Genomic DNA, 279 nt, shown 5'->3' with positions numbered 1-279 from the left:
ACGCCTTCGGCAACCTGATCCGCGAACGCCGTGGCCGCGACCAGCAACTCGTCACCGAGTACCGCTACGACTGCCAGCACCGCCTGATCGGCCTGACCCGCGCCGACGGCCAAACCGCGACCTACCAATACGACGCCTTCGGCCGGCGCATTCGCAAAACCGTCGACGGCCAGACCACCGAGTTCTTCTGGCAAGGCGACCACCTCGTCGCCGAAAGCGGCCCTAACCACCACCGCAGCTACGTCTACGAACCCGGCACCTTCCGCCCACTGGCGCTGC

At 67.0% G+C, this 279-nt stretch carries 1 protein-coding gene; it reads left to right on the top strand.

Annotated elements, in window-relative coordinates; all coding sequences use genetic code 11:
• The coding region (locus QMX91_RS31430; RefSeq protein ID WP_282413928.1) for an RHS repeat domain-containing protein at positions 1–279 on the top strand (279 nt) is incomplete at both ends.

It is taken from the genome of Pseudomonas sp. PS01299 (assembly GCF_029960145.1).
Taxonomy (GTDB): Bacteria; Pseudomonadota; Gammaproteobacteria; order Pseudomonadales; family Pseudomonadaceae; genus Aquipseudomonas; species Aquipseudomonas putida_A.
This window is presented reverse-complemented; position numbering and strand designations above follow the sequence as displayed.